The organism is Glycocaulis sp. (assembly GCF_052168375.1).
Classification (GTDB): Bacteria; Pseudomonadota; Alphaproteobacteria; order Caulobacterales; family Maricaulaceae; genus Glycocaulis.
The window spans coordinates 1-1469 of the sequence record NZ_JBQLZR010000077.1 but is presented as its reverse complement, the minus strand read 5'-3'; the positions used below and the strand labels follow the sequence as shown (position 1 = coordinate 1469).

The window sequence follows — 1469 nt, the reverse complement described above, 5'->3', positions numbered from 1 at the left end:
AGCGCCCACGGTCAGCTTTCGCCGGCAGACTGGTCGAAAATCACATTCCTCGATGATCCGCAGTGTGCTGCGTGCGGCTTTCCCTTTGACTGGCCGCCGGGCGAGGGAGCGGTGTGCGGACCGTGCGCGGCGCGGGCGCCCGCCTTCGAGACGGCCCGCTCGGCCTTCATCTACACGCCGGAAAGCCGCCGCCTGATCCTGTCCCTGAAACATGGCGGGCGTGTCGATGGCCTCGCCGCCTTCGGAGGCTGGATGCAGCGGGCCGGTCGCGAGATGCTGGCTGATGCCGATTTCCTGGTGCCCGTGCCTCTGCATCCGCGCCGCCTGCGTCAGCGCCGCTTCAACCAGTCGCTCCTGCTCGCGCAATCGGTCGCGCAGCGCTCCGGGGTGGCCTGTGATCCGCATATCCTGATGCGAATGCGCGCAACCCCCAGCCAGGGCGGGCAGAGCGCAAAGGGGCGCAGGCGCAATGTGGCCGGGGCCTTTGCCGTGCGCGACAGCGCGAAGGCACGCATCGCGGGTGTGTCCCTCATCCTCATCGATGACGTCTACACAACTGGCGCAACGCTGGAGGCGTGTGCACGGGCCCTGAAACGGGCAGGCGCGGCGCGCGTTGATGCCCTGACGCTCGCACGCGTTGTCAGGACCAGCGACGTCATTACATAAGCAGAAAATCGCCCGCACCGGATTGATTCCAGGAAGGCCCCGCCAACATGACCACGCCCGCCATCACCATCTATACCCGCCCGTTCTGTGCCTTCTGCTCGCGCGCCGTGTCGCTGCTGAAAGAGAAGGGTGCGGCATTCAACGAGATCGAGGCCGGCTTTGATCCGGCCCTGCGTTCGGAAATGCAGGCCCGGTCGGGGCGCAATACCTTCCCGCAAATCTTCATTGGCAACACCCATGTGGGTGGCTGCGATGACCTGTTCGCGCTGGAAGCTGAAGGCCGCCTCGACACGATGCTGAAGGCGGGCGCGTAATGGCAGAGGTAAAGATCGCCCTCGTGCAGATGCGCTCAGGCACTGACCCGCAGCGCAATCTGGATGCTGCGGAAGCCGCGATCCGTCAGGCTGCCGGGGAGGGCGCAAAGCTGGTCGCAACGCCAGAAGTGACCAATCTGGTGCAGAAGGACACCGGCGCCCTGTTTGAGACCTTGCGTGCGCCGGGCGAGGACATGGCTGTGCGCCGTCTGGCGGCGCTGGCGGGTGAGTTGAAGATCGACGTGCTCGCCGGGTCGCTGGCGCTCAAAGGCGATGATGGCCGGGCGGTAAACCGCTCCATGCTGTTTGGCCCCGATGGCGCAATGAAGGCCCGGTACGACAAGATCCACATGTTCGATGTAGCCATCGGCAATGGCGAGACCTGGTCGGAGAGCACCAACTATGCGCCGGGCAGCCGCGCGGTCGTGACGGAGGCTGCCGGTATCAGGCTCGGCCTGACGATCTGCTACGACATACGCTTTGCCTATC

General features: G+C 65.4%; 3 protein-coding genes. All 3 read left to right on the top strand.

Annotated elements, in window-relative coordinates; translation table 11 throughout:
- A partial coding sequence (locus tag ACTS2Z_RS02945) for a ComF family protein (protein WP_442571739.1) occupies positions 1-666 on the top strand: 666 nt, incomplete at its 5' end.
- Positions 667-713: 47 nt separating this feature from the next.
- Complete coding sequence (gene grxC, locus ACTS2Z_RS02940; protein ID WP_442571738.1) at positions 714-980, top strand: glutaredoxin 3; 267 nt, start codon at positions 714-716, stop codon at positions 978-980.
- On the top strand, positions 980-1469 hold a 490-nt coding region (locus ACTS2Z_RS02935; protein ID WP_442571737.1), incomplete at its 3' end, for a nitrilase-related carbon-nitrogen hydrolase. The genes grxC and ACTS2Z_RS02935, both read left to right, overlap by 1 nt.

Bases quoted from the DNA above. Each gene is read 5' to 3' on its own strand.
- grxC (WP_442571738.1), top strand. From the start codon at position 714: ATGACCACGCCCGCCATCACCATCTATACCCGCCCGTTCTGTGCCTTC.